27 protein-coding genes are annotated in these 24,525 nt (G+C 39.8%); 15 read left to right on the top strand and 12 right to left on the bottom strand.

Going from position 1 to position 24,525, the window contains the following annotated elements:
- Positions 1–11: 11 nt before the first annotated feature.
- Entirely contained in the window at positions 12–497 is a 486-nt protein-coding gene (locus BP549_RS10155; RefSeq protein ID WP_292380331.1) for a multiprotein bridging factor aMBF1, read from the top strand.
- A 329-nt stretch (positions 498–826) separates the two neighbouring features.
- On the opposite strand, the gene BP549_RS10150 is transcribed toward BP549_RS10155, so the two are convergent.
- Positions 827–1,669, bottom strand: coding sequence for a TatD family hydrolase (locus BP549_RS10150; protein ID WP_292380329.1), 843 nt, complete (start codon positions 1,667–1,669; stop codon positions 827–829).
- Between the two features lie 386 nt (positions 1,670–2,055).
- Between BP549_RS10150 and BP549_RS10145 the strand changes: the two genes are divergently transcribed.
- Positions 2,056–3,084, top strand: coding sequence for an isocitrate/isopropylmalate dehydrogenase family protein (locus tag BP549_RS10145; protein ID WP_292376379.1), 1,029 nt, complete (start codon positions 2,056–2,058; stop codon positions 3,082–3,084).
- 23 nt (positions 3,085–3,107) lie between these two features.
- On the opposite strand, the gene BP549_RS10140 is transcribed toward BP549_RS10145, so the two are convergent.
- The gene (locus tag BP549_RS10140; protein WP_292380795.1) at positions 3,108–4,436 is read right to left on the bottom strand and encodes a homocitrate synthase/isopropylmalate synthase family protein; all 1,329 of its coding nucleotides are present in this window, start codon (positions 4,434–4,436) and stop codon (positions 3,108–3,110) included.
- 761 nt (positions 4,437–5,197) lie between these two features.
- On the opposite strand from BP549_RS10140, the gene cbiT reads away from it, so the two are divergent.
- The 9 genes from cbiT to BP549_RS10095 all read left to right on the top strand — a co-directional run bounded on the left by cbiT (position 5,198) and on the right by BP549_RS10095 (position 11,872).
- A complete protein-coding gene (gene cbiT, locus BP549_RS10135) occupies positions 5,198–5,752 on the top strand; it encodes a precorrin-6Y C5,15-methyltransferase (decarboxylating) subunit CbiT (protein WP_292380328.1) in 555 nt (184 codons plus the stop codon).
- Positions 5,753–5,812: 60 nt separating this feature from the next.
- A complete protein-coding gene (locus BP549_RS10130; RefSeq protein ID WP_292376376.1) occupies positions 5,813–6,421 on the top strand; it encodes a cobalt-factor II C(20)-methyltransferase in 609 nt (202 codons plus the stop codon).
- A gap of 74 nt (positions 6,422–6,495) precedes the next feature.
- A complete protein-coding gene (locus tag BP549_RS10125) occupies positions 6,496–7,224 on the top strand; it encodes a cobalt-precorrin-4/precorrin-4 C(11)-methyltransferase (protein ID WP_292380326.1) in 729 nt (242 codons plus the stop codon).
- 47 nt (positions 7,225–7,271) lie between these two features.
- Positions 7,272–7,766 carry a cobalamin biosynthesis protein CbiG gene (locus BP549_RS10120; protein ID WP_292380323.1) on the top strand — a complete coding sequence of 165 codons (495 nt, stop codon included), beginning with the start codon at positions 7,272–7,274 and terminating at the stop codon, positions 7,764–7,766.
- 78 nt (positions 7,767–7,844) lie between these two features.
- Positions 7,845–8,198, top strand: coding sequence for a cobalamin biosynthesis protein (locus BP549_RS10115; RefSeq protein WP_292380321.1), 354 nt, complete (start codon positions 7,845–7,847; stop codon positions 8,196–8,198).
- Entirely contained in the window at positions 8,167–8,967 is an 801-nt protein-coding gene (cobJ, locus tag BP549_RS10110) for a precorrin-3B C(17)-methyltransferase (RefSeq protein WP_292380320.1), read from the top strand. The genes BP549_RS10115 and cobJ overlap by 32 nt, the downstream gene beginning before the upstream one ends.
- Positions 8,957–9,682 (top strand): precorrin-8X methylmutase, encoded by a 726-nt coding sequence (locus BP549_RS10105; protein WP_292380317.1) that lies wholly within the window; start codon positions 8,957–8,959, stop codon positions 9,680–9,682. The genes cobJ and BP549_RS10105 overlap by 11 nt, the downstream gene beginning before the upstream one ends.
- Positions 9,683–9,973: 291 nt before the next feature.
- Positions 9,974–10,546 carry a hypothetical protein gene (locus tag BP549_RS10100; protein WP_292380314.1) on the top strand — a complete coding sequence of 191 codons (573 nt, stop codon included), beginning with the start codon at positions 9,974–9,976 and terminating at the stop codon, positions 10,544–10,546.
- Between the two features lie 708 nt (positions 10,547–11,254).
- On the top strand, positions 11,255–11,872 hold the full coding sequence (locus BP549_RS10095) for a methyltransferase family protein (protein ID WP_292376362.1): 618 nt from the start codon (positions 11,255–11,257) through the stop codon (positions 11,870–11,872).
- A gap of 91 nt (positions 11,873–11,963) precedes the next feature.
- Here the strand turns inward: BP549_RS10095 and BP549_RS10090 are convergent, their stop codons facing one another.
- The 4 genes from BP549_RS10090 to BP549_RS10075 all read right to left on the bottom strand — a co-directional run bounded on the left by BP549_RS10090 (position 11,964) and on the right by BP549_RS10075 (position 14,990).
- Positions 11,964–12,614 carry a cytochrome c biogenesis CcdA family protein gene (locus tag BP549_RS10090; RefSeq protein WP_292376360.1) on the bottom strand — a complete coding sequence of 217 codons (651 nt, stop codon included), beginning with the start codon at positions 12,612–12,614 and terminating at the stop codon, positions 11,964–11,966.
- A gap of 118 nt (positions 12,615–12,732) precedes the next feature.
- Positions 12,733–13,302 (bottom strand): thioredoxin domain-containing protein, encoded by a 570-nt coding sequence (locus BP549_RS10085; protein ID WP_292376358.1) that lies wholly within the window; start codon positions 13,300–13,302, stop codon positions 12,733–12,735.
- Positions 13,303–13,753: 451 nt separating this feature from the next.
- The gene (locus tag BP549_RS10080; RefSeq protein WP_292376356.1) at positions 13,754–14,596 is read right to left on the bottom strand and encodes an Mrp/NBP35 family ATP-binding protein; all 843 of its coding nucleotides are present in this window, start codon (positions 14,594–14,596) and stop codon (positions 13,754–13,756) included.
- Between the two features lie 55 nt (positions 14,597–14,651).
- Entirely contained in the window at positions 14,652–14,990 is a 339-nt protein-coding gene (locus BP549_RS10075; protein ID WP_292376354.1) for a DUF134 domain-containing protein, read from the bottom strand.
- A gap of 237 nt (positions 14,991–15,227) precedes the next feature.
- Here BP549_RS10075 and BP549_RS10070 point away from each other — a divergent pair, with 237 nt between their 5' ends.
- Positions 15,228–15,761, top strand: a complete 534-nt coding sequence (locus BP549_RS10070; RefSeq protein WP_292376352.1) for a DUF1847 domain-containing protein — start codon at positions 15,228–15,230, stop codon at positions 15,759–15,761.
- A gap of 38 nt (positions 15,762–15,799) precedes the next feature.
- Positions 15,800–16,249, top strand: coding sequence for a DUF1284 domain-containing protein (locus BP549_RS10065; RefSeq protein ID WP_292376350.1), 450 nt, complete (start codon positions 15,800–15,802; stop codon positions 16,247–16,249).
- Positions 16,250–16,366: 117 nt separating this feature from the next.
- Here BP549_RS10065 and hdrB read toward each other — a convergent pair whose 3' ends face one another.
- The 4 genes from hdrB to BP549_RS10045 all read right to left on the bottom strand — a co-directional run bounded on the left by hdrB (position 16,367) and on the right by BP549_RS10045 (position 19,818).
- Positions 16,367–17,269 carry a CoB--CoM heterodisulfide reductase subunit B gene (gene hdrB / locus BP549_RS10060; protein WP_292380311.1) on the bottom strand — a complete coding sequence of 301 codons (903 nt, stop codon included), beginning with the start codon at positions 17,267–17,269 and terminating at the stop codon, positions 16,367–16,369.
- A gap of 11 nt (positions 17,270–17,280) precedes the next feature.
- A complete protein-coding gene (gene hdrC, locus BP549_RS10055) occupies positions 17,281–17,766 on the bottom strand; it encodes a CoB--CoM heterodisulfide reductase subunit C (RefSeq protein ID WP_292376345.1) in 486 nt (161 codons plus the stop codon).
- Positions 17,767–18,258: 492 nt separating this feature from the next.
- Complete coding sequence (gene npdG / locus BP549_RS10050; RefSeq protein WP_292380309.1) at positions 18,259–18,966, bottom strand: NADPH-dependent F420 reductase; 708 nt, start codon at positions 18,964–18,966, stop codon at positions 18,259–18,261.
- A gap of 312 nt (positions 18,967–19,278) precedes the next feature.
- Complete coding sequence (locus tag BP549_RS10045; RefSeq protein ID WP_292380306.1) at positions 19,279–19,818, bottom strand: DUF2284 domain-containing protein; 540 nt, start codon at positions 19,816–19,818, stop codon at positions 19,279–19,281.
- A gap of 389 nt (positions 19,819–20,207) precedes the next feature.
- On the opposite strand from BP549_RS10045, the gene BP549_RS10040 reads away from it, so the two are divergent.
- Complete coding sequence (locus tag BP549_RS10040) at positions 20,208–20,570, top strand: aminopeptidase P family N-terminal domain-containing protein (protein WP_292380304.1); 363 nt, start codon at positions 20,208–20,210, stop codon at positions 20,568–20,570.
- A gap of 6 nt (positions 20,571–20,576) precedes the next feature.
- Positions 20,577–21,341, top strand: coding sequence for a M24 family metallopeptidase (locus tag BP549_RS10035; RefSeq protein WP_292380792.1), 765 nt, complete (start codon positions 20,577–20,579; stop codon positions 21,339–21,341).
- Between the two features lie 179 nt (positions 21,342–21,520).
- Here BP549_RS10035 and BP549_RS10030 read toward each other — a convergent pair whose 3' ends face one another.
- Both BP549_RS10030 and BP549_RS10025 read right to left on the bottom strand, forming a co-directional pair.
- The gene (locus BP549_RS10030) at positions 21,521–22,270 is read right to left on the bottom strand and encodes a winged helix-turn-helix transcriptional regulator (RefSeq protein WP_292380301.1); all 750 of its coding nucleotides are present in this window, start codon (positions 22,268–22,270) and stop codon (positions 21,521–21,523) included.
- Positions 22,271–22,516: 246 nt separating this feature from the next.
- Positions 22,517–24,277, bottom strand: a complete 1,761-nt coding sequence (locus tag BP549_RS10025; protein WP_292380299.1) for a M28 family metallopeptidase — start codon at positions 24,275–24,277, stop codon at positions 22,517–22,519.
- Between the last annotated feature and the right edge of the window lie 248 nt (positions 24,278–24,525).

Below are 24,525 nucleotides of genomic sequence, written 5' to 3'. Positions count from 1 at the left end.
AAGTGATCAATATGCAGTGCGAAATATGTGGTGCAGAGATCCGCGGAAAGCCTATATGCATTACAATTGATAACAGCGAGCTCCAAGTTTGCCAAAAATGTGCCTCTTACGGTAAACCCGTTGATAAACGGACTCCCGTATCAAGAAAAGTCTCTCCGGTGGTTCGGACGGTAACGCGAGCCGAAAATAGGCCAAAAAAGGATTTTTTCGATATTTTGAAAGACGAACTCCTGGATAACTATGATCAGATTATCCGGGATGCCAGAGAAGCCAAAGGCTGGTCTCAGGAAGACCTAGCTGAAAGTATCAAAGAAAAAGTATCTTTGATCAAAAAGATCGAACGCAGCGAAATCGTACCAGAGGAATCCGTCCGAAAGAAACTCGAACATGCTCTTAACATCAAACTTACTGAACGTGTGGAGGTCTCAGGACAGGAAGTTTCTCATCTTAAGAAAGATACTACCCTTGGAGATATAGTGAAAATAAAAAGAAAGTAAATTTCAAAGTAGATGCCGAGAAAGTAAATTTCAAAGCAGATATAACGAAGCAAATTTCAAAGTAGAATACGAAAAGGTGAATTTTAACTGCAGGTTATGTTCCGGCAGTAACATCTGGTTTCTGGCAGTTCTCTCCTTCTGGAAACGACAGAGGGTTTAATTCGAAGGTGTCTTCTTAATCCCTTCACCCTCTACTTTTACGTGCTTTTTTCCGGCTTTAGGTCTTTTTTGTTTTAAGCCTTCTCTTTGTTTTAAACCTTTTTTCAGTTATTATTTTTTAAACATATGCTATTTCTTTTCATCTGATTTATTTTCCCCGAAAGGCGCCTTTAAATATCAATTTCGACTTCATATACCTTTTCAGGATTTTCTTTATGAATTATCCAAAAAGGCTCTTCACCGTACGTTTCCATCAGCTTTATGGTTCTTCTGGGAATTGTTTTCGGGCCGAGTACTGCGCCTGGTCTGTCAGGATCATCGATGTAATCTGTTTCCATCATAAACCGTGTACCTTCCTCAAGCGCTTGTTCGATTGCTCCTTTGGCCGATATCACTCCCGGAAAAAGCCCAAGTTCTTCACAGGTTTTTACCAGAGGTGGAGAGTAATGTTTGACAACTTTGTACATTTTAATTCCTGTTTTTCTGGCTCTCTCTGCTATGTCCTGGAGTTCAGGCTCTCCTACGCTTTCGGTATGAAGCTGGACCGCACAATCCTGTTCTTTTCCCAGGGAAAAAGCGTACTCCATTATCTCATTCGAAGCTTCCCAGACTTCCGTAGACACAGGGTAATGAGGGCGCCCTGACTTTATTCCTACGGCGAGCCCTTTTTCCACATAACCTGAAGCAAGTTCGAGACCTGTCTTCATGATCTCTGTAGCTTTCTGCAGATCCATATACTCGGTAAGCCTTGAGATCTCTGCCGGATGGACTCCAAGTACAGGAAAAGCTCCAACTCCCAGTTCCCTGATTTTTGACGCGATTTCTATGGTTTCATCAAAAACCTTCAGGTAATCTTCAGGTTTTTTGACCGTTATTCCAAGCGACCAACTGGGTTTGGTGACCAAAATTATATGAGTTCCTCCGGAGTTCTTGAAATCCTTTATTGCTTCAAGTCCTCTAGCTCTAAGGTCGATATGCATATGATTATCGGTAATCGGAATTTTGGCAGGCATTTTCACTCCTCAAAGGTTAAAGTTCCGGTTTTGATCAAAGCTCACATTCTTTGAAGTGTCTCCGGTTTTGACTCAGATTTGCATTTCTTTATCGAAAGTTACGGATAAGTATGGAATGATACTTTTAGAATAACACTTTTTGAATGATACTTCCTGAAAATGGAATCCAATTTTTTATACATGTGTGCAGGCATCTGTGTCTTATACCCAACCTCGCGTTAGAATTGCTCGGCATAGTATTAATTACCCAAAACTTGAAATATATAGCCTTACGTTGAGTACGCTGGAAGATCCAGTTATTCTTACCGAATTTTCGAAAAGTTCCCCTTTTATATTTTCAGTCGCTACGGTTCTTTAAATACGAACCCTAAGATCTGGTGATAATTATGAGCAAAACCGCAGCAGTAATCAAAGGTGACGGGGTAGGCCCCGAGCTTGTAGACGCAATGCTTAAAGTTACAGAAGCCGCTGGCACAGATGTCGAATTTGTTATGTGTGAGGCAGGAGCCGGTTGGTGGGAAAAGCATGGAGGAAATTCCCTTGTTCCGAATGAAACCTGGGAAATCCTTGACAGTTCAGATGCCTGCTTTAAAGGGCCGACAACCACGCCCGGAGGAATAGGCTCTCCAAGAAGTGTGGCCGTATCTATAAGAACAAAATATGATCTTTATGCAAATGTCAGGCCAATCAAGACTTTCCCTAACACAAGTGCCCCTCTCGGAGATGTGGAAATGGTTTGTGTGCGCGAGGGTACAGAAGGCCTCTACATTGGAGAGGAAATCCAGCTCACAGACGATGTCTCAATTGCAATCCGTAAAATTACACGCACTGCATCCAGCAAGATTGCCAGCTATGCTTTTGAGGAAGCAAAAAGAAGAGGCTATGACGCTGTTGTGCCAATCCATAAGAGCAATATTCTGAAACTGACCTGTGGTTCTTTCTTAGAAGAAGTAGAAAAGGTTGGGCAGAACTATCCAGACATTGAGATCTGGCCCTATCACATTGACAATATTGCCCAGCAGCTAATTAAGAACCCACAGATTTTCAATAAAAAGGTTCTCCTTTCTACAAACCTCTTTATGGATGTAATCAGTGAGGAATGCTCGGCACTCGTAGGCAGCATTGGGTTAATCTACTCTGCCAATATAGGTGATTCCTTCGCAATGTTTGAGCCTGCTCACGGTTCAGCTCCAAAGTATGCAGGCCAGGACAAGGTTAATCCTGTCGCAACCGTACTTGCAGGAGCATGGATGCTTGATTATCTTGGCGAAAAGGAAAAGTCCGAAGCGATATTTAAGGCTACAAACCGCGTAATCTCTGAAGGTAAGTATGTAACTTATGATCTCGGAGGCAATGCAAAACTCAGTCAGATGGCTGGTGAGATTGCAAAGTATACGGCAGAAATTCTAAAATAAGAACGTATTGAAGGAAATCTTTTTCATTCCTTCAATTTTTCTTCCTCGGAATCAGCTATTTTTCCTTTATTTTTCAGTTTTCCTCTACCTGCATGTGTTAGGTTGCAGATTGGCTGGTAAAGGAAGTATTTTTCCACATAAGCAAGGAGCTCTTCATCCGATATACAGGAAACTCTTTCTTCATTATCATAAAGTTTCTGGATTTCATTCTGGATTTGCAGAAGCCTGCGGTCGTCTTTTTCCACAATAGTTTCAACATCAAGAAGATCATTTAAGGTCTCTTGAACTTTATAGCGGATAACCTCCAGACCTGAAGAGTCACCTATGAGCAGGAACCGCTTTCCTCCTACTAGTTCTGGAGGATAAGGTTCATAGTTAAAGGGATTTTTGAGGACGCCTGCGGCGTGTATTCCTGATTCATGGGCAAAAATATTCTTCCCTACAACAGCTTTGTTTCTCGGAACCCGTAGGCCAAGTTCTTTTTCCATGAATGCTGCAAAACGTGTAACCGGTTCAAGGTTATACTTATTAAAGCCTTCTACTCTATCTTCCAGGAAAAGCAGGATTTTTTCCATCTCGCTATTCCCTGCACGCTCTCCTATACCCAGGAAAGTTACACTTGTCCAGTTAGCTCCATGCCAAAAACCTGCAATAGAACTTGCTGACCCAAATCCATAATCATCGTGAATGTGAGTTTCTATATTTTTTACCCCGATTTCTTTTTTGAGGTGCTGCACAATTTTCGGGATTCCGTAAGGCTCATCTATACTAATGAAGGGCATTCCGTATCCAACAGTGTCGCAGACCCGGATAATACAATCAGGATCAATTTCCGTAATTTTTTCAACTAGAGGAAAAACAAAACCATAATTATCTGCTCTTGTCATATCCTCAAGATGAGCCCGTGTGCGAAGTCCATGATCCACTGCATACTGTAGAGCGTCCAGGTATTTCTCTTCAGCTTCTGCTCTGCCTGAAAGCTTCATTTTAGAATAAATATGCGTGTCCGATACAGACATCAGAATACCGGTTTCTTTAATTCCGTCTACTTCGAGAACTTTGTCTATATCGGTTCTTGAAGCTCTTGCCCAACCTGTGACTTCGGGAAACTCATACCCTATATCAAGCATTCGATCTACAGCATCTCTATCCCTTTTATTGAATACGAAGGCTTCAAGTTTTTCGATTCCTATCTCGTGCAGATACTCATAGATTTGAAGCTTGTGTTCTCTGCTCAGGACAATCCCAGGCATCTGGGAACCATCACGGATAGTGCTGTCACTTATGTATATATCATTTCCATATGGCAGCTTTAATTTGGGCAGATCTTCATATGATTCGTAAACTTTCATCATTTTTCCTCCTTTCTTTCAGGCGGCAGGGCCCTGCATCGAGAGAGCGGGCTTTCACTGCGGGGTTTCTATGTGAAAAAGATATCTTTCAGGTACACAGGTCAGAAAATAAGTTATACTTTACCTAAGAACTCTAAATTCTCGTTTAAAAACTCTCTTTTGGGGAGCACTTACGACTGTTCCTCAAGCGGCATCTTACATTCTATACTGAGAGTTGTATCTTACTTTATATGCCGATATTTAGGTTATTATATGTCGTTATAGTTAAAATCTCTTTCTTTCAAAATAGCCAATGTATCTTCTTATATATACAATGTATATAATACTCATTATGTGAGTTATTTATGCTATATGTATAATCTGTTATATTCTGTATCAAGAGTGACAGGACACATTGCTATCTTTTCCTTTTGTAAAATTCCTGGATACTTCCTAAAAAGGGTTTTTAAAATTAGTGTACGAAATTGGTCTAAGGTTTTCTTGTAGAAGTTTTACTTGCTTTTTTACAGTTTCATGAAAGTTTACTTTCCTATCCTGCCCTTCTTGCCGGTAATAAGGTATATCTACAACAAGTTATATTTATAATCGAGTTAATCTAAAAAATCTAATTTCAATTCTTTGTACATAACTTATTTAATGATATTTAATGACCCGTATCTTCTGGCCTTTTGTTAAAGCGGCCTAAATATAAAACTAAAATTATATCGGTGTATATTTAATTTAAATTGTTTATTTACCTTACTTTATTCGCGAGGAAAAACATGTCCGAAATAGTAAGTGTTAGCGGCGGTCCGACAAAACCCGAAATCATTGCCGTATCTCTTTCCAAACTCGGGCTGCGGGAAGGAGATCGATTTGCAGATGTAGGTTGCGGTACGGGATCAGTCTCGATTGAAGCAGCAAAGATTGCCCGAAACTTGACTATCTATGCTATAGATGCTCGAAACGAAGCTCTGAGAGCTACCGAAACAAATTTTAAAAATTTCAATATAGAAAATGCCACGATTTTAGCTGGAGAAGCCTCGGATATCCTAAATTCTGAAAATTTTACTGATTTTATTGATTGTGCTTTTGTCGGCGGAACAAAAAATATTGGTTTCATTCTTGAGGCTCTTGTCAAGAAAAAAGCTCGAAGTATCGTGGTAAATGCCGTCCGAATAGAAACGGTTGTCAGGACAATTGAGGCGATGAAAAAACTCGGAATTTTTGATGAAGTAGTTCATATTTCGGTTTCGAGAAGTGCACCAATTGCAGGAGAAACAATGTTCAAACCTGAAAACCCTGTATACATCGTTGTCGGAAAAAAGCAAAAATGAAAATAATCTTATAATTTAAATCTGCTTTATATTTATTTTTATAATCTACGGAGCGATAGCATGTTAATTGGAGTAGGACTTGGTCCCGGAGACCCTGAACTTCTGACCCTCAAAGCAGTGAACGTTTTGAAAAACAGCGATAAGGTATATGTACCAGGCCGCCTGGCAAAAGATCTCGTGGCTCCTTACGCAGATGCCGAAATCCTTGAGTTTCCCATGATAAGAGATATTGAAGTTCTCAATTCTCTCTGGAAGGAAAATGCTGATAAAGTGGCGGAAGAAGCAAGAAAGGGAACTGTAGCTTTCGGGCTTATAGGTGATCCAAACTTTTTCTCTACGTTTTCTCATCTCAAAAAGGTTATGCGCAAACATTATCCGGACGTTGAGCTTGCAACCATTCCTGGTATAAGTTCGATCACTTCCTTTGCTGCCAGAACCGATGTTGCGGTTGAGAGTTCTTTTGAGGTCAGCGACGGTTCTGAGATCGGATATAAGATTCACCTGAAGGCTACGCAACCGAAATCTATAGTTAAACAGCTTGAAACTGAAGGATATACGGAGTTTATCTTTGCAGAAAGACTCTTTTCTGAAAACGAGCTTATAATCCGGAACAAAGACGAAATTCCGGAAAAGGGGAACTATTTCAGTATCATTTACGGAAAGAAGTAAAATTACCCTATGTAATATTTGCGGAACTCAGTACATAATTTGGAATAAAACACGAAAGCAAAGGGAATGGTCAGATGGAAAGGAAAGTATATTTTGTGGGAGCAGGACCCGGAAACCCAAAACTAATTACCGTACTCGGGTGTGAAATGCTCAAAAAAGCCGACCTTGTGATGTATGCAGGATCTCTGGTAAACCCCGAGGTTCTTAATTACACTAAGGGAGAAACAGTGGACAGCTATGGGTTAACTCTCGAAGAGACCACTAAAATAATTGCAGATGCTGTAGATGCAGGAAAGTTCGTTGTTCGTCTCCACAGCGGAGATCCGTCTCTTTACGGCTCTGTCATAGAGCAGATGGAAGAACTTAGAAAGTACAATATTGAAGTCGAAAGAGTTGCTGGAGTTTCCTCGGTTTTTGCAAGCGCTGCCGCTCTCGGTACACAGTTGACTCTTAACGGAGTTTCAGACACTCTCATTATTACCCGTCCTGCCGGAAAAACCCTAGAAAAAGACCTTATCCCCGAGCTTTCTGCTTACAATACTACGATGGCAATTTTCCTTGGTACGCAGAAAATTAGGGAAATTATGGAAAAAGTTCGCTGCCCCAAGGATACGCCTGTTGCAGTAGTATTTCATGCATCTTGGGAAGATGAAGAAGTTATCACCGGAACTGTGGAAGATATCGCAGATAAGGTAAAAGACGCAGGAATTACGCGTTCAGCAATGATAATTATCGGCGGGGTTGTTGACCCTAAAAACTACAGGAGGTCCTACCTATACGGAGTAGCCCAGGAACCGCTGTAATCACTTTTGAACGGAATCGGAAGATTGCAGCAAGGATAGCAGAGCATTTGAACGCAGACCTGCTTCTTTACGAAAAGGGCATATTCGAAAAGGCTTTTAAAAGCTATGGGGCAATAATTGCGGTTTTTGCCACAGGCATTGTTGTAAGGGATATTGCTCCCCTTCTCGATAATAAGTGGTCTGACCCTGCTGTGGTCGTAGTTGATTCAAACCTGAATTTCGCAATCCCTCTGTTAGGGGGGCATCATGGCGCAAATGAAATTGCCCGAAAGCTTTCTGAACTCGGAGCGGTTCCTGTGCTTACTACGGCGACCGAAGTTCACGGTAAACCTTCAGTCGAGAGTATCGCTGACAGGTTAGGCTGCGAGATCTTCAACAAAGAATCCACTGTAGCCGTAAACTGTGCCCTCCTTGATAAGGAAATAGAGGTTCTTGAGGTTAAGGGGCCCAGAATTGTTGTTGTAAATGAAGATGTATCCGTACTGATAAGAAAATGTCAGGAAAATGTAGAAGTCAAAGACAACAATGAAGGTAAACAGTAATTGAGCTTGAGTTTACTGGTCTGCACTTACGCGAATTTACTGGCAAGGAACTGCGTTAATAACCAGAGAAGATAACGGATGATTATAGGAATCGGGACTCGCAGGGGCGTTACAAAAGAAGAGGTTATTGAAGCCGTAAAACAGGCTCTCGATGAGTGCGGCCTGAGTTTGGAAGAAATTACGGCTTTAGCCTCTGCGAAACTTAAAGAAAATGAACAAGGGCTTCTGGAAGCGGGAGAGACACTCGGCATTCGGGTGAATTTTTTGCCAGACGAGATGTTAAACAGCTACAATCCTCCTTCAGCCTCTCAGGCTTCCCGTTTTGGGTTAAAAGGGGTTGCAGAACCTGCTGCTCTGGCCCTTTCTGAAGAAAAACAATTGATTTGCAGGAAGAAAATCTATGGCAGAGTCACAATCGCAATCGCAAGATAAGGCAACTAAGGGAAAACTTTACATCGTAGGGATCGGACCGGGGTCTGTAGAACAGATGACGATCAGAGCCAGGGATGTAATCCTTAACGCCGATTATGTGCTCGGAAACGGTACTTACCTGGACCAGATAGCAACCCTCCTCGGAACCCAGGAAGTAATCCGCAGCTATATGGGTAAAGAAGTAGACAGAGCAAGAAAGGCGGTAGAACTTGCAAAAATTGCAAATGTTGCCATGGTCAGCGGTGGTGATACTAATGTCTACGGCATGGCAGGCATCGTGCTCGAGGTTGCTGAACATGAAGGGCTTGAAGTTGATATAGAGGTTCTTCCGGGAGTCACGGCAATTTTAGCTGGGGCAAGTATGCTCGGCGCGCCTGTTGTAACGGATTTTGCAGTTATCAGCCTGAGCGACCTCTTGACTCCCTGGGATGTCATTGAAAAACGGCTTAATCTTGCTGCAGAAGCCGATTTTGTTATGGCGCTCTACAACCCAAAGAGCCGTAAGAGACAGTCTAACTTTTCCAGAGCTATTGAAATTATCCGCCATTACAAGGCCGATTCCGTGCCTGTGGGACTTGTGAAGAACGCTCTGAGAGGAGAAGGTGAGGACAGAATCGTAACCACTCTTGGAAAAGTAATGGACTACGAAGATTGGGTAGATATGAGCACCACGATCCTTATCGGAAACGGAGATTCCAGAATCTGGAGCTCTCAAAAGAAGGACTTCATAATCACTCCCAGGGGGTATCACAAAAAGTATGACTATTGAACAGAGTGCTAATGAAAAGGCCGGAAGCCTCGATAACCTTGAAGAGTTTACCGAGCTTACGGTTGAGGTAGATCCCGAACTTGTAAGCATTTGTAAGGATTCCGGGGCAAGAACTGAAGAAGCCAAAGCCATTTACATGAAAAGCCGGACAATGATCCAGGACCTCATCGGTAACAAAACTCCTGAAGATCGTTTCCGCCAGCGCTGTGTTATTGCTACTGGAGATCCTTCTGTGGCGGATATTATGCGTTTCATGAATGATCCCATTCCTGCAGGCGTGGAAGCGATTAAAAAGGGCGCCCCAATTTTTGTGGATATTAATATGGTAAAAGCCGGGATTACAAAGGCAGGGCATAAATCTGAAATTATTTGCGTGCTTGATGAAGACCCAAATGCCGAAATCGCTAATAAATATGGAATTACGCGTACATCAGCAGGTTTCCTCGCTGCCCGGGAACGGCTTGATGGGAGTATTATTGCAATTGGAAATGCGCCTTCTGCGCTTATTATGGTCTGCAAACTCATAGAAAAAGGTGTGAGGCCAGCTCTTATTATCGGGCTGCCAGTAGGTTTTGTAAATGCAGCTGAATCCAAGGAAATGGTACGAGATCTGAAAATTCCTGTACCTTCTATTAGCTGTGTCGGGACAAGAGGCGGAACTCCTATGGCGGTTGCATGCGTAAATGAGCTTGTTGCAATCGCAAGAGAAAGTTAAAAATAATACTTTCTCTCATTTTTTCATTTACATTTTTTTGCCTGATCTTTTATTTTGAGTTTTTTCAGTTAACTGGTTTATTTTCCAGTATCTTTTTCATTCTATACTTTTTCTATAAATTTCTCACCTCTCACTAACTTGTATTTCAAATTCTAAAAATAATTTCTTATGTGTTTTTGTACTTTAACATTATTTTTATTACAACTTTAAAAAGTCCAATTTGAATCTTAATAGCCAAATGTCAATTAAAATTAAAACAGGTGTAAATTAAATTAATTGTGGTGGGATTATATGAAAAAATTATTCTCAATGTTACTTACTCTTGTAGTCTTACTATCGACGACTACGAGCGTAGAAGCTCTGGAATCTAAGACACTAGAAAGACATAATGGTGCGTCTGCATATGCAGAATGGTATGAGACACACGACAATGCAACTACTTATACATACTTATCTGTAACTGAAACCAATGATGGCACTGATATCTATGTATCAACTTATACTTACGGACCAGATTATTGGTCCGAGCAATGGGGATACATGTTTACAGAGGATGATGTTTTCAGCATAGATAAAAAACTCAACTCTGCAAGCCTGTCTGAGGTAGAGATTGATGTCAATAACTGGTATACAGGTGAAACCGATACTTTGGCTGTCAAAGCTAACTGGATTGGTGTGGGCGATATATCAAGAGGGTCTTCTTCATACAGTTCAAGGAATGGAAACTATATATGGAAGGGTAGTGACAGTTCAACTTCTAGGGAGGCTTCAGCTACAGCCAGTATAGACGGCTTGAGCCTTGAAACAAGTTCCTCTGCCAGTCTATCTAACTTCAAGTCTGCCTATATGAGTATGGAAAAATAAGTACATGATGATTATTATTAAAAAATTAAACTCTTTGGCTTTTACTTTTACTATCAATTTTTTTATATTTTTATTTCCATCTACAATTTTTTGTAATAATTTTATTTTAAAGTCATGGTCTGTTTATATACTTTTTAAAGTATTTCGAAAGCTCTGGGGATTAAGAAATTAACCTGCCGTCAAAAGTCTTCACGTTTAATGAATTGACTACTATGGGGCTAAAAATCCTTCACGCTTCCTTTTTTCATGAACATTAGTTGGCTATTAGTCTTCTTAGTTTGGTTTATTCTCCTTTCGGATGTCTAAACGATTAGTAAGTTCATTTGCAATCTCATGGCTATTTTCAAACAAAACAAAAATATTTATAAATTATGATGTAGTGTAAGCAAAGTAAGATAATGTCATCTAATTGCGCTCCTATAATTATGGCATACAAATACAAAGAAAGCAAACGGCATATGAAACGTTGACGTAAAAGGAAAAAGAGAGGTAACACAAATGATATCAATGGTGTAAGCCGGAATACCTCTTTCTCCAGATGCAAATTCACTATTTTATGGGCTTCTGTTATCCAGAGTATTCTCAATACGACTTCTAATAAGGTATCTAAAAGGAGAGCCATGATTTTAAAAAAAAGATAAACTTGACCTGTAAATTTCACTTCGAAAATGTTACTGCAGTCTTCTGAATATAAATAGAGGTGGAAAAATGGTAACAGAAAATGTCTGGTCCCATTTTGGAATGTGGTGGGCAGTTGGCCTGTGGATAATCATCTACGGGGTGTTTCTTTTATTTGTACCGTTCTATAAAAAGAGCCAGATAAAGCCTGCTGGGGTCTATGCAGCGTTTGTTGTCGCATTTGCGCTTGAAATGTTCGGTGTGCCTTTCAGCATGTTCGCGATAGGATGGCTCTTTGGCATTACGCTTCCAGAAGGTGTTTTATGGGGCCATACGCTTGTGCAGTATATAGGCTTCTGGGGAATGTACTTAGGAATACTCATATCACTGACCGGAGCTGCACTGGTCGTGTCAGGCTGGAACCAAATTCATAAGAATTACTGGAGTAAGGAAGAAGGACAGGGAAAGCTTGTTACAACTGGCATTTATAAATATATTCGCCATCCTCAATATACTGGATTTTTCATGATAACCCTGGGAATGATGTTGGAATGGGCGACTTTGCCTCTTATAATACTCTATTCTTTGCTTCTTGTCCTTTATTACAGGCTTGCAAAAAAAGAAGAAATTGACATAGAAAAAGAGTTCGGTAATGAATATCTAGAATATAAAAAGAAGACGAAGATGTTTATTCCTTATATTCTCTGATTCCAAATATAAATTAGCGTCTTTAGGGACATAGATCAATACACTTTGGCATCTATGCCCTAATTTTCGAATCTTATGTATATGGACTTTTTTAAATAAACCACTGATAATGGTTCTGGTAAATCATCCATAATCCAACCAAGACGAGTACTATTCCCACTCCTTTTTTGAAAATAACATCCCACTTTGAAATAAGCCGGATTTTTGAGGAGGAAAAGTGCGCTGAGTACGCAAGCAAGAGCATTGGCACCGCAAATCCAAGCGAATAAATTGAAAGGGTAAGTGCTCCCGTAATAGTATTCCCTTCTAAAGCTACCATGGTCAAGATCGAGCCTAGCATTGGTCCTACACAAGGGATCCAGAGAACCCCGAGGGAAAGGCCGAGCAAGAAGCCTGAAACAGGTCCTTCATCATTCATTTTTCCTAAAAGGGGAAATTTTGAAAATGAATTGAATAGGCTTATGTCAAAGAGTAGTGCAAAGCCCATTATGAGAATCAAGATCTCTGCGAGAATCTTCAGTTGATCTGTATATGCATTGAATACTGCCCCAAAGGCAGAGGTTGCAACTCCCATTATGGTGAAGGATATTGAGACTCCAAGTACTATTGCAAGGGGTCTATACCTGTTTTTTCCTGCGGATGTTGCCAGGACAGCAGGCAGAAGGGGAAGGATGCAGGGGGACAGGACACTGATAATTCCTGCTCCGAATGCAGCCACAGGGGAAATAACTTCATAATACATGGTTTTCAATTTCTTTTTTTAGTTTATTTATTATAGTTTTTTCCCAGAACTCTGGGATTTACTGTAAATTTGAACTTTAATCTTAATGAGTTTAAAAGTTAGTTCTATCCATTAATCCTTAATTGGATGTTTTTTTCCCTTCCTGGAGAAGGGCAAGGTTTATACGATTTTCATACACCTCTTTTTCCATTTGTCCTTGAATTCTAGCCTGGAATCTATCCTTAGTGACTGTTCCGTTTTCTTGCAAGTATACATAATCACCATCTTCGATACCCACGACCAAAGAGGTGTCAGGGACGTATCCTATCTCAAAATAAGCTTCAAGATCAGGGCTCTCAGTTATATCTATAGACGTAATGGTGGCTCGTCCTGCGTATTCTGTTGCAAGTTCTTCAAGCATGGGCTTCATGGCCTGGCATGGTCCACAATGTTTAGACCCTATTTTCAAAAGAACCGGCCCCTGCGCGAGGGATGCGTTTATCTGTTCAAGGGAGATCACCTCAACCACATTACTTTCTTGCTGGGTTTCCTGGATGGTTGTGTTCTGCTCAGACTCATTTGCTTCGACAACGCTATAATTCTCCTGAACTGCCTGGGTATCTGTGAAATTTCCCTGGCTTTCTTCAGTACAGCCCGCAGCAAAGATTACAGCTGCAAGCAGAATCAATAGTATAACTAATTTCTTCATGTTCTCAACGTTAATTTTTTTGTTTTATAGTATCTTGCATATTATTTAGTAATTATGTTACGTGGCAATAATTTTCTTTTCTCACAAATAACCTCTATTTTTACAGATAACCTTTGTTTTCTGTTGATTGTAAAATCCGAATTCTAAAGTAGAATTCCTTATAAACCTCAAATAATTAACTGTAAGAAAAGAAAATATGTATCTAGTTTAAGAGACTTTTGGTCTGTCAAAAATATATTATATATACTTAATGACCTGGTAATGAAAGTAAATACAGAAATAATAGAAAAATACATAAAACAAGAACAAATCTCAAAACAAGCAATTATTAATTACTAGGGTTAACTGATTAAAGAAAGGCTAGCCTCTAAACTGGCTAACCAATCAAGAAAAATTATATACTCAAGGAAGCGTTTGAATTTTTCAAACCTTTTCTTCCTTTTATTTTTCCTTAATCCTCTCCCAGAGTTTTTTCTACTGCGGTAACAACAGCTTCGAAGTTCTTCTGCCATTCCGTACTGTGGTCAAGTAGGCCCTGGACAACAGTGCCTTTATCTTCCATTTCTGCGACTTTGGGCTCAATAGGAAGTCTGGCAAGAATCGGAATATTGAAGTCTTTTGAAGCTTTTTCCACGCCTCCAGTTCCGAATACCTCGATTGACTTGCCGCAGTGAGGGCAGACAAGCCCATGCATATTGTCAACAAGCCCTATTATAGGCACTTTGAGTTTTTCAGAGAATTTAATTGACTTTCGGACGCTAATCAGGGCTACGTCCTGGGGGGTTGTAACAAGTACTGAGCCGTCACAATTGGGAATCAGCTGGGCCACACTCAGGGGTTCGTCTCCTGTTCCCGGGGGCAAGTCTATAATCAGGAAATCAAGTGCTCCCCAACTAACTTCTTCCAAGAATTGTTTGATTGCTCCCATTTTGGCAGGGCCTCTCCAAATTATAGGAGAATCTTTGTCTCCAAGAAGAAAGCCAACAGACATCATAGAAAGGTTAGGAAGTACCGAGATTGGAAGAATGCCCTCTTCATTAACATCAGGTCTTTGAGACTCTATTCCGAAAATTGTAGGAATTGTCGGGCCGTGGATATCGCAGTCCAGAAGTCCAACTCTGTATCCGCGCAGAGCCAGCCCAGCAGCCAGATTTGCTGCGACTGTACTTTTCCCTACTCCTCCTTTCCCGCTCATTATCATGATCTTGCGTTTGATGCGCCTGAGATTGACTACTATTTTTGGCTCTTCTGGCTTTTTCGACAAGCTCTCAAGTGGTTGAACCTTATCTGTCATTTTTATCGCCTGTGTAAAATTTCCGTATTTTTTTCCCGATTTTCAAATTTCTTTTTTATGTGTCAGCATCTTCATTAATGTCAGGGATCTCAGCGCTGATATAGTTACCGCCCTTTATCTCTATCGCTTTTCCTGTGCTAAGGGCAAAAGCGATTTTCATTCTTGCAGCTTTCAGATCTTCCCAGAAAGCTCTCCTTGATATTCCTACCCTTATGGCTGCATCTTCCTGCTTGAGCCCTTCAACATCTACAAGTCTCAGGGCCTCAAGCTCTTCTACTGTGATGGATACAACCTCAAGATCAGCCAGCGGGACTCCTCTGGGCTTGAAATATGTAATATCGGGTGTTTGCTCAACACGCCTCGGGCACTTTGGTCTTCCTCTGCATTTTTTCATGGGTTACTTATGCACATTGCCGAATAAATATATAACAATTTCTCTTTCTAAACAGAAAGATATATATATTTATGTACAAATGAGTAAAACTGTCACTGTCTGTTAAGCCTTTTTTTAAAAAGGCTTGCTTCCTGAGGCGCAAGTCTCTTCAAAAATCCTCGTAGAATTATTTATACCTTCACAGCTTATCTGTGACTATAATTTCTTATTCATGTTAAAAACCCGGGAGAAAAAAGTGTGCAGTGCGCGTTATGCCGGATTAAGGAATGTACAAGAGGCAAAAACTGTTCTGTCATTAAATCTGGGCTTGAGTATACAGGCGACAATCTGAAATCAATCCAGACTTCTGCTTGGCTTGAATCCGATAATGTAAAAAGAACAAAACTAGAAGAGATAGCTATTTATGCAAAAAGGCTTGGGTATACAAAAATAGGCGTCGCTTTCTGTATTGAGTATGAGCGAGAAGCCAGGCTGGTTTATGATATTCTCTCTAGATATTTTGAGGTATTTTCGGTTTGCTGTAAAGTCTGCAGTTTTGAAAAAGCTAGTCTTGGAATTAAAAAATCCGAGAATCTGGAATTTGAAGCAGTCTGCAATCCTATAGGCCAGGCTCTTCTCCTGAATGATGACCTTACGAACCTCAACATCATGCTGGGGCTTAAAACAGGCTATGACATCCTCTTTGCAAAATACTCTGAAGCTCCTTCTATAGCACTGCCTGTTGAAGAATTACCACAGCTAGCTGATTCAAAAATCGATGTTATTGAATGAATTCTTTTGCTCTTTGAGTTCAAGTCTTGGAGAAATACATGCTCAAAAAATCGAACACCTCTGGGTCTCATGCTAAAACCGAATCTAAATGCCTGAAGATTAGAGCTCATCACCTTTGCTGCATACAGGGTTTTCAAGGATATGGATACAGCCCGGTTTTTGTGGCCAATCTGCGGGCCATAATTTCAGACATAAAGGCTTTTCCTTCAAGACTTCTGGAACTGGTATCTGAATGTGATGTAATCTGTGCTTCCTGCCCAGGCAAAAGAGAATGCGCTGCGCAGGAGTCAAATAGCTCTCGCGAGATCAGGAATATGGATCTTGTTGTTATGGAGAAATTAAAGATAAAAGAAGGAACAATTATGAAGGCATATGAAGCCTTCAGGTTAGTCAATTCACTACTTAATAACACATCTGACATTGAAGATGTCTGTGGAACCTGCAAATGGAGACAGAAGTGTCTCTGGTATATGCAGGATAACAGATAAATTAATGATAGATATATATCTTTAATTCCAGATTTATGAATAAGTAAATTCCTTTTTACTATTTTTATCTTTAATTTTTACTCGAGATTTTTTATTTCAGACTTTTTTACCTGACTTTTATCTTAAACCTGCGCTGATCTCGTATATCTTTGCAAGAAACTCAATGTTCTGAATTGCATTCTGTTCTATTCCCAGTTCGTATGGGGAAAAACCAAGAGCAAGGCCCAGTAGCTGAGAATAGTGAAGGACAGGGATCGAGTAATCTGTTCCAAATTTTTCATTGACTGCGAGCTGTCCTCTGTCAAATTGCAGGTGGCAGAAAGGACATGCATTAACAATACAGTCAACGCCTGCTTGCCTAATACAGGCTAGTTTATGCTCGAGCATCTTAAGGGACTCGACGGCATGGCCTGAGCGTACTCCTCCTCCTGCTCCGCAGCACATCATTTTGTCGGTATAGTCTACGCTTTTTGCACCTGTAGCTTCAACAAGTTCATCAAAAAAAACTGGAGCCTCTGTTTCTCCAAGTTTTCGATCTCTTGAAGGCTTAATTAGGTGACATCCGTAATGCAGTGCCACATTAAGGTCAAGTGGGGTTGTGATATATTCCTTGAGTTCTTCAGGCCCAACTTCTTTATATAGGAATTCAATTATGTGTCTTACTTCGACAGTACCTTTGAACTCCATGCCGATCTCTTTAAGGCACCTGTTTGTGCACGCCATTAACTCAGGGTCCTTTTTCAGCTCCAAATTAGCATCTGCCAGGGAGCCATAGCAACCGTTGCAGACTGTGAGAATATCCCTTTCTAGTTTTTCCGAAAGAACTATGTTCCGACTGGCAAGGGCAAGCCAGGTTGCTTTATCAAAGGACTTAAAGACTCCTGGAGCAGGACAGCATGAAGCTTCTGGCAGGTCGGATACGTCTATATCAAGCTTCTCCAGGCAGAATTTAGTTGCTTTTTCAATTCCTGGGTATCGGTTGGGTACAATGCATCCAAGAAATAGCGATAGTTTTTCCATATTCTGCCTCCTTATTTTTGAGCCACGATCTCGTCAAATTTACATGCTTTGAGAAGATTCCTTAGCTCTTGTAGGGCTTCAGGATACTTCTGGACAGTCTCAGGTATTGGGTCAAGCCCGAGTTCTTCCCTCTTTTGCTTTGTTTCTTTGTCTAGAGGGACTGCATGCCCGAACTCCACGACCATTTCCGATATTTTCCTGTGTTCTGGAAGCATGAAACCTTCTTTTATTGCAAGTCTCCTGAGCTCCAGGAGGGCCTCGGTAATTGGTATATTACGCGGGCAGCGTTCTTGGCAGGTATAACAGGTAGTACAGAGCCAGAGGGCATCATCGGAGAGAATTGCTACCCTATTTTTGCGTGCATCTCTAAGAATTCTTCGCGTATTAAGCGCGGTCTGCCTTCCTGAAGGACAACTACCTGTGCATGTGCCACACTGCATGCAGGAAAGTATGTCAAGTCCCGCAGCCTTTAACACTTTTGGCAATTTTTCATTCATACAGGTTCACTGTCTGATTTAGTTGATCATCATTTTTAGAAAAGAAAGGTAACAAAAATAATGAAATCAAGAGAAAACTCTGCAATTGAAAGCGATTTTTGGATTTTACGATAAACAGGTATTTCCTGACAAATTCTCCCGTAATTAGTCCTTTTCTAGATTCTTCAATCAGCTTTTTTCTTCCAGATTTTTCTCATGTTGACTATTAATCTCATAATATTTAACATAAGCTAAATTTGCTAGAGTTCAATAGCAGGGGTAAAGAATTTGGATCCAGATAGGCAAGCATTAGTTCTCAGGTTTCTTTTTTTGCATTCAGGCAGAGATTCTTGTTTCACATTTTTCCTTAAAATCTGTGCCATCTGTGCTTACATATATTATTCCTACTATTATATAAAAATAAGTTTTCAAAAGGATATTCCTTTTCCCAAATTCCAAATCTTCCCTTCGCTGCTTCTTCTTTTATTTCTGTCGCTATTTTACAAGGTTTTATCAGGAGAAGTTTATTCCGAGGTCTTTAAGTCCATTGAGTTTTGCAAGATTAATCAGTAGTGGTGTAAGTGATTCCATAGTACTTGCTTGTTTAAGGGAGCCTCCATCCAGGGGTTTAAGGCATCCCATATGCTCTGTAAGTTTAATTACCAGCTTCTTTGCTTCAGCATCATCACTGCACACCAGTGCATGGTGTACGGCCTTACACTTGACAACATCTCTCAATTTTCCTGCCGGGATATTGTGGAAGGCTGCAACAACTTTTGTAGAAGCCGGAACATTTTTCTGAATTGCAAGAGCGGCTGAACCTTCTTCCGGAGGTTTATATACAAAAAGGTCTCCTTCTTTTACCATCGGGACTACAGGAGTGATCAAAATCTTGTTTTCAAGAGCCTCACGAATATCGTTCAGCAGAGGTAAAACGTAGTCAAAACGAATTGTAGGAATTATTATTTTGGCTGCTTGTGCAGCTTCAAGGTTACTGTTTCCTGTAATGGTTATCCCAGATGTATCAAACCCGCAGTTCTCAAGCTCGGATAAAGCTTGTTTTGCGGCTTCTTTGGCAGTTTCCTTGGATCTGGAACCTATAATTACTTCGTTCTTTACACCTTCAGGCATAAGGTTTTGAAGGGCTAGTCTGAGCACCATTCCCTCCCCTATGTTTCCGGTTCCTCCAAGAACAGCTATTTTTAATTTTTCAGAATTCAATTTAAACAAAACCTCCAGTTTTCTATATCTTCCATAAAATCTGTCCAAGAGTTAATATAACTTCTGTCTTCAGCAATTAAATTAGGATAGCGAATTGAACGGTCATAATAAACTAAATACGATAATAAACTAAATACGATAATGAACTAGGCGACGATAACGAATTAAATTGTGATATTATTTATGGCAGTCCGAAATTTCTATTCAGAATTCTTACAATTACTTTGAGTATTTCCCCAAATTAAAAGGTAAAATTTTAATCTTTTTCTCTCTTTGGTTTTGTTTTTTCATACCTGAACCCTTACTAGAATTTCATTCAAGAAGTAAAACTCCGACACATACAGTTTTCTCAGGATTGCAGAATTCAAGTACGAGTCCTGCCTTTTCCATTGCTTTCTGAAGGTTTATTCCTACAGCTTCAGGTGCAAAACGTCTCAACTCCGGCTTTATGCACTTTTCAAGATTACAAGTATAGCATTCGTTGCATGAGCCGGGTCTAAGGAGATGTGCAAAAGTGAAACCTTCTCTGAAAGCTTCCTGTTCAAGCTCTAACATCTTATGGAAAGAGTCCTTGCGAATTTCTCCCCAGGCTTCAAGGACATCCGACACCTGTGAAGTATCACGTTCATCGACAAGTAGAAGCGCACTATTATATTCTTCAATGATTTTTCTAAACTCCTCAACCGACATAACATTAGGCGGACAGCTCAATCTCTTTCCGTAACCCCTACAGCCGTAAGCGCATTTTAGAGCAATCCTGTTCTCAACCGGAATATCTCCTGCATCCACAAAATAAGCCTTGAGCCCCATTCCTGATGCCTTTTCGATAAGATCCTCGAATTTTCCTAACATGATATCCCCTTTTCAAAAAGCCTTTTGTTTTTACTTTTTCCTTTTCAATTTGTTTCCTTTCTAATTATTTCTTCCTTTTTGAGATATGAACTTAGATTTCATTACTAAGAGTCACTTTTTATCTTTTTACAAAATCTCTGCAAAAAATATCGTTTTTTAACAAATCACTGCGAAAAATGTTATTTTCGTTGTGAAAAAATAAAATTATTATATACGTTTACTATGTACATCTATTTATCATGTACATCTGTCCATAAATTCATGCCAAGTTTTCTATTATAGGTTACACTTCTATAATTGATAACAGATAACTTAGTAAAGGGATTCCCATGATCAAAAAAGTACCTTTAACTGAACTGAAAAACCGGATGAGAAACTTTAGGAAATGAATGGATATTTCGAGTCCCGAATGGGAAATGGCTGTTGTTTTCAGCAAAATTAATCTTTATTATTTTACGGGGACGATGCAGGATGGAATGCTGATCATCCCTAAACACGGAGAAACAACCCTCTGGGTACGCCGCAGCTATGAAAGAGCCTTGGATGAATCCTTATTTCCAAATATAGAATCTATGAACAGTTTTCGTGATGCCGCAAAGAGCATAAGCGGGCTTCCGGATACAGTATATCTGGAAACTGAGGTTGTTCCCCTGGCTTTATACCAGAGATTTCGAAAACACTTTCCTTTTCAAAGTTTCAAGCCGATAGATCCCCAATTTTGCGCGGTCCGAGCAATTAAAAGCGAATATTAGCTTTCACTGACAAGAGAAGCCGGCAGGATTCATCAGCATGTGCTGGAAGATCTTGTACCTGAAATGCTGCAGGAAGGAATGAGTGAGACAGACCTGGCAACCGAACTATTTTCAGTTATGGTCGAAGAAGGTCATGACGGATTATGTCGTTTCGGAATGTTCGATACCGAGATGTTCCTGGGAAATGTCTGTTTTGGTGAAAGCTCTATTTATCCTTCTTATTTTAACGGGCCTGGCGGAATTTACGGAATGAGTCCTGCGGTTCCCTTGATTGGAAGCCGGGACAGAAAGCTGAAGAAAGGAGATCTGGTATTCATTGACGTCGGATGCGGGGTTGAAGGCTATAACACGGATAAAACAACAACATACATGTTTGGTTCTTCACTTCCGCAATCTGCCATAGATGCCCATAATAAATGCGTGGACATACAGAACGAAGCTGCATCAATGCTGAAACCCGGTGCGATTCCCTCGGAAATCTATACTAACATAACGAATAAGCTCGATTCGGAATTCCTACAGAGCTTTATGGGTTTTGGAAATCGTAAAGTAAAATTCCTGGGACATGGAGTCGGACTGCTAATTGATGAGCTGCCTGTGATTGCAGAAGGCTTTGATGAACCCCTTCAGGAAGGAATGGTATTTGTCCTCGCACATAAAAAAGAAATTGAAAATGTAGGAATAGTAGGAATTGAAAATACTTTTATAGTAACTTCTAAAGGCGGAGAGTGTATTACAGGAGATAATCCGGGATTGATTCCTGTGTTTTAATTATTAAAATACTGTATAAAGCCAAGGTTTAATTGATTCATAGAAAACTGACAAAATGAAGCGTCACACTCTTTACGAATAAACATGGACTAGATAATTAATGTATCCCTTGCAGCTATCTAGTTTTCTTTTTTTCAAACATTAAGAAAAGGCTGCTCAAAGTTTATATTTGAGCCGTTTCAGTACTTGAGCCATTTCAGCAACTCCGGCTCCACAGCTGGATTCACAAAACATTTTGTGAACTTGCCTTCTACTTCAGAGAAAATAACATTGTCTTCCCTTAATTTTTGTATATGCCAGTGAGTAGTGCTTTTGTCTAAGTTCAGCTTTTCTGAGATTTCCTGATTTGTAATATCAGGATTTTCCAGAATGTTAAGTAGTATCTGTTTTCTTGTACTGCCTTTAAGATGTGATACAATTATTTTATCGTTTTTTGTGAAGGCGTTGGAATTTTGAAAGGCTCTTGTGAACTTTCCTTCCCTCGTTAAGATCAATTTATCTTCAGCTTTGAGTGTTTTGATCTGATATCTTATAGATCCCAGGCTAATTTCCAGGTTTCTTGAAATTTCTGATGGAGTACACCCTGGCTTATTCAGCACATAATTAATAATTCTCTTTTTGTTGACATTTTTACTTAGGCTCCTTATCTGACCAAGAATTATGGGAGCCAGTTTGAAAAAGGAAAAGAAAACAGTCAAATACCCGATTATGTAAGCGATTTTGATTGACAAAGGAAATTCCCAGAATGAGTACGTCACGTCAGCACCGCTCATGTCAACAGCGTCGCCCAGTTTTTCAAGTTCTTCATCGGATGGGCAGGGACCAACGGTATATTCTCCGGTGTCTGCACCGGTTATACCTGTGACAGTACTCAGGATCAAAACAAAAAATAAATTTATCTTCCACATAGCTGGCTCATACTTTGACAATTTTATTATAAGTTTAAATTCTAAAATCATATAAGCTTCTGTTCCAGTCACTCTGTACCCATAGACCTTCTTATAAGTCCAGATTTCCCATATAACCCGTTCGAATTTTGAATATACAGGTTAATCCATTAGTGTTTTAAGATAATATTTGAAGTAAGAGGACTTAAAAACATGATTTTGAGAATAAAAATATCATTATAAAAGTTGAATAAATAAAATTTTTTGGTATGAACGGAGCCTTTATTTTTATTCATCTTTAGAACCTTTTAGATTCAATAATTTTCTTTTTACCCGCTTCCCATAAAACGCAATAATAGTCAAACTTACAAATACACCTGAGATGAAGATAAGAGGATTTTTACGATCCATGAATGGGTTATCTATCTGGACTCGTTCAATGGAATATTTTCTAAAATCAGAAGTTTTATTCTCCATAAACACAGTTCCATTTTCATTTTCTGACCATATTTTTAGATTATGACTGCCGGGAGTAAGAATCAAAAGATTCCCTGGGTACAGAGGCCCGAAATTATCCAGATAATAATAAAGAGTCCTGTTTGAGTCCATGGAATTTTCTGGAGAATATCCAATTATATAATTTACCTCGTTCTCAGAGCTCTCTATTTCCTGATGATGAGGCTCAGAACTTCTGTTTTGATTTTCCTTATTTACAACATTTATGCTCTCAGTACCTCTATTCCCATAATGGTCGGTTGCCAGAACTTTGATGGTATGTTCTCCTTCCGGAAGCGAAAAGGTTCTGCCTGATCGGAGATTTCCCAGGCTCTGATTATCAAAAAAGACTTCCACAGTACTCTCGGGGTCGGAGACGTTATAGGTTAGTTCAAATGAAGCTTCTGAAACCTCCAGATTGGAAACATTAACGAGAGGAGCCTGACTCTCATCTGGATCTGCAAGATAAATAACACTTCTGGCAGCCAGAGTACTTGCATTCCTGATAACCGAAAAATCGATATTGTCAACTGTATCACTCAATTTGTGGAAATTATCATGACCTTCGTAGTTATGATGGCATAGGACTACTGCAGGGATGTGGTTTTCCCAAAAGATTTCATGATCTCCTCTTTCTATAAGCGCAGATTGAATTTTGATTTCTGAGTTTTTTGCTTCGTTTTCAAAAATATCTTTAAGCCAGGCATACTGGGGGAGATAACACACGTAGAGAGGTTCGTTTCCCACGCAATCCACGTTAACAACCGCAATAATATCATCTTTCAACTCAGGATGGGCTTCTACCCAGGCCTGGCTGCCAAGAAGATTGTATTCTTCTCCAGAAAAAGCAATGAAATATATTGTTCTGTCAAATGATTCATTCTGCAAGACCCTTGCAAGTTCAAGCATGCAGGCAACCCCTCCGGCATTGTCATCCGCTCCGGTTCCGTTGGCCGATTCGCAAACATAGGTGTCGGACCAGACTGGCCAGAGATAGGGCTTTCTTATCTCAGAATCAAAAATATCCTTCAAACCTGACTCTGGAGGTACAATTATTCTTGAATCATAATGTGCGGTTACGAGAATAATCTCATCTTTAAGAGCTTTTCCTTCTTTAATTCCCACTACGTTTGTGCCGCTTACGTTCCAGTAATTGAAGTCCCGTGTACGTATCCTCGCGGAAAAATTGTCCAGAGAAACCTGCAGGCCTGCTTTTTCCATTTCATCTTTTATAAATAGGGAAGCTTCAGCAGCATTCTGACTTCCAATTTTTCGTTCTCCAAAAGAAGATATAGTTCGAGTTGAGTTTTCAAGTCTAGTTTGAGAAACATCAAAAGGTATAGATGTGTTGTTATATTGCATGTTGGAATCAAAACTGTAGGCTGCCAGAGCGTCTACATTCTTTTTAGCTAGTCCAATTTCAGTATCAAATGACGGTGTTACGGTATAGTTGCTTGATGTTTCTCCTTTGTCTATATTTTCAGTTGTTGCTGTCGTGAAGGAAGATAGAAAAAACAAAATTGTCAATATGATAAAAAGTGTCCTGATTGTCATTATTAATTCTCAATTAACACATATTAAAAGAGTCCACTTAAATTTTATGGCCAGATCATCTAACTATCAGAGTAATAGCTTTGTAAATCTTAAAACAATCTAAATTTAAATTTGCGTATACTTTCAGTTGGATGATTTGGTCACAAATTAATTATAAAAGTAAGTTCCTAACAAAATATGAACATTAAAATTAATGTTTGGTGGAGCTCAAATTCTCTCTGGAAGGTTTATTCGAACTCCACATTGCC

This window comes from Methanosarcina sp. UBA289 (assembly GCA_002496565.1).
Classification (GTDB): Archaea; Halobacteriota; Methanosarcinia; order Methanosarcinales; family Methanosarcinaceae; genus Methanosarcina.
This window is presented reverse-complemented; position numbering and strand designations above follow the sequence as displayed.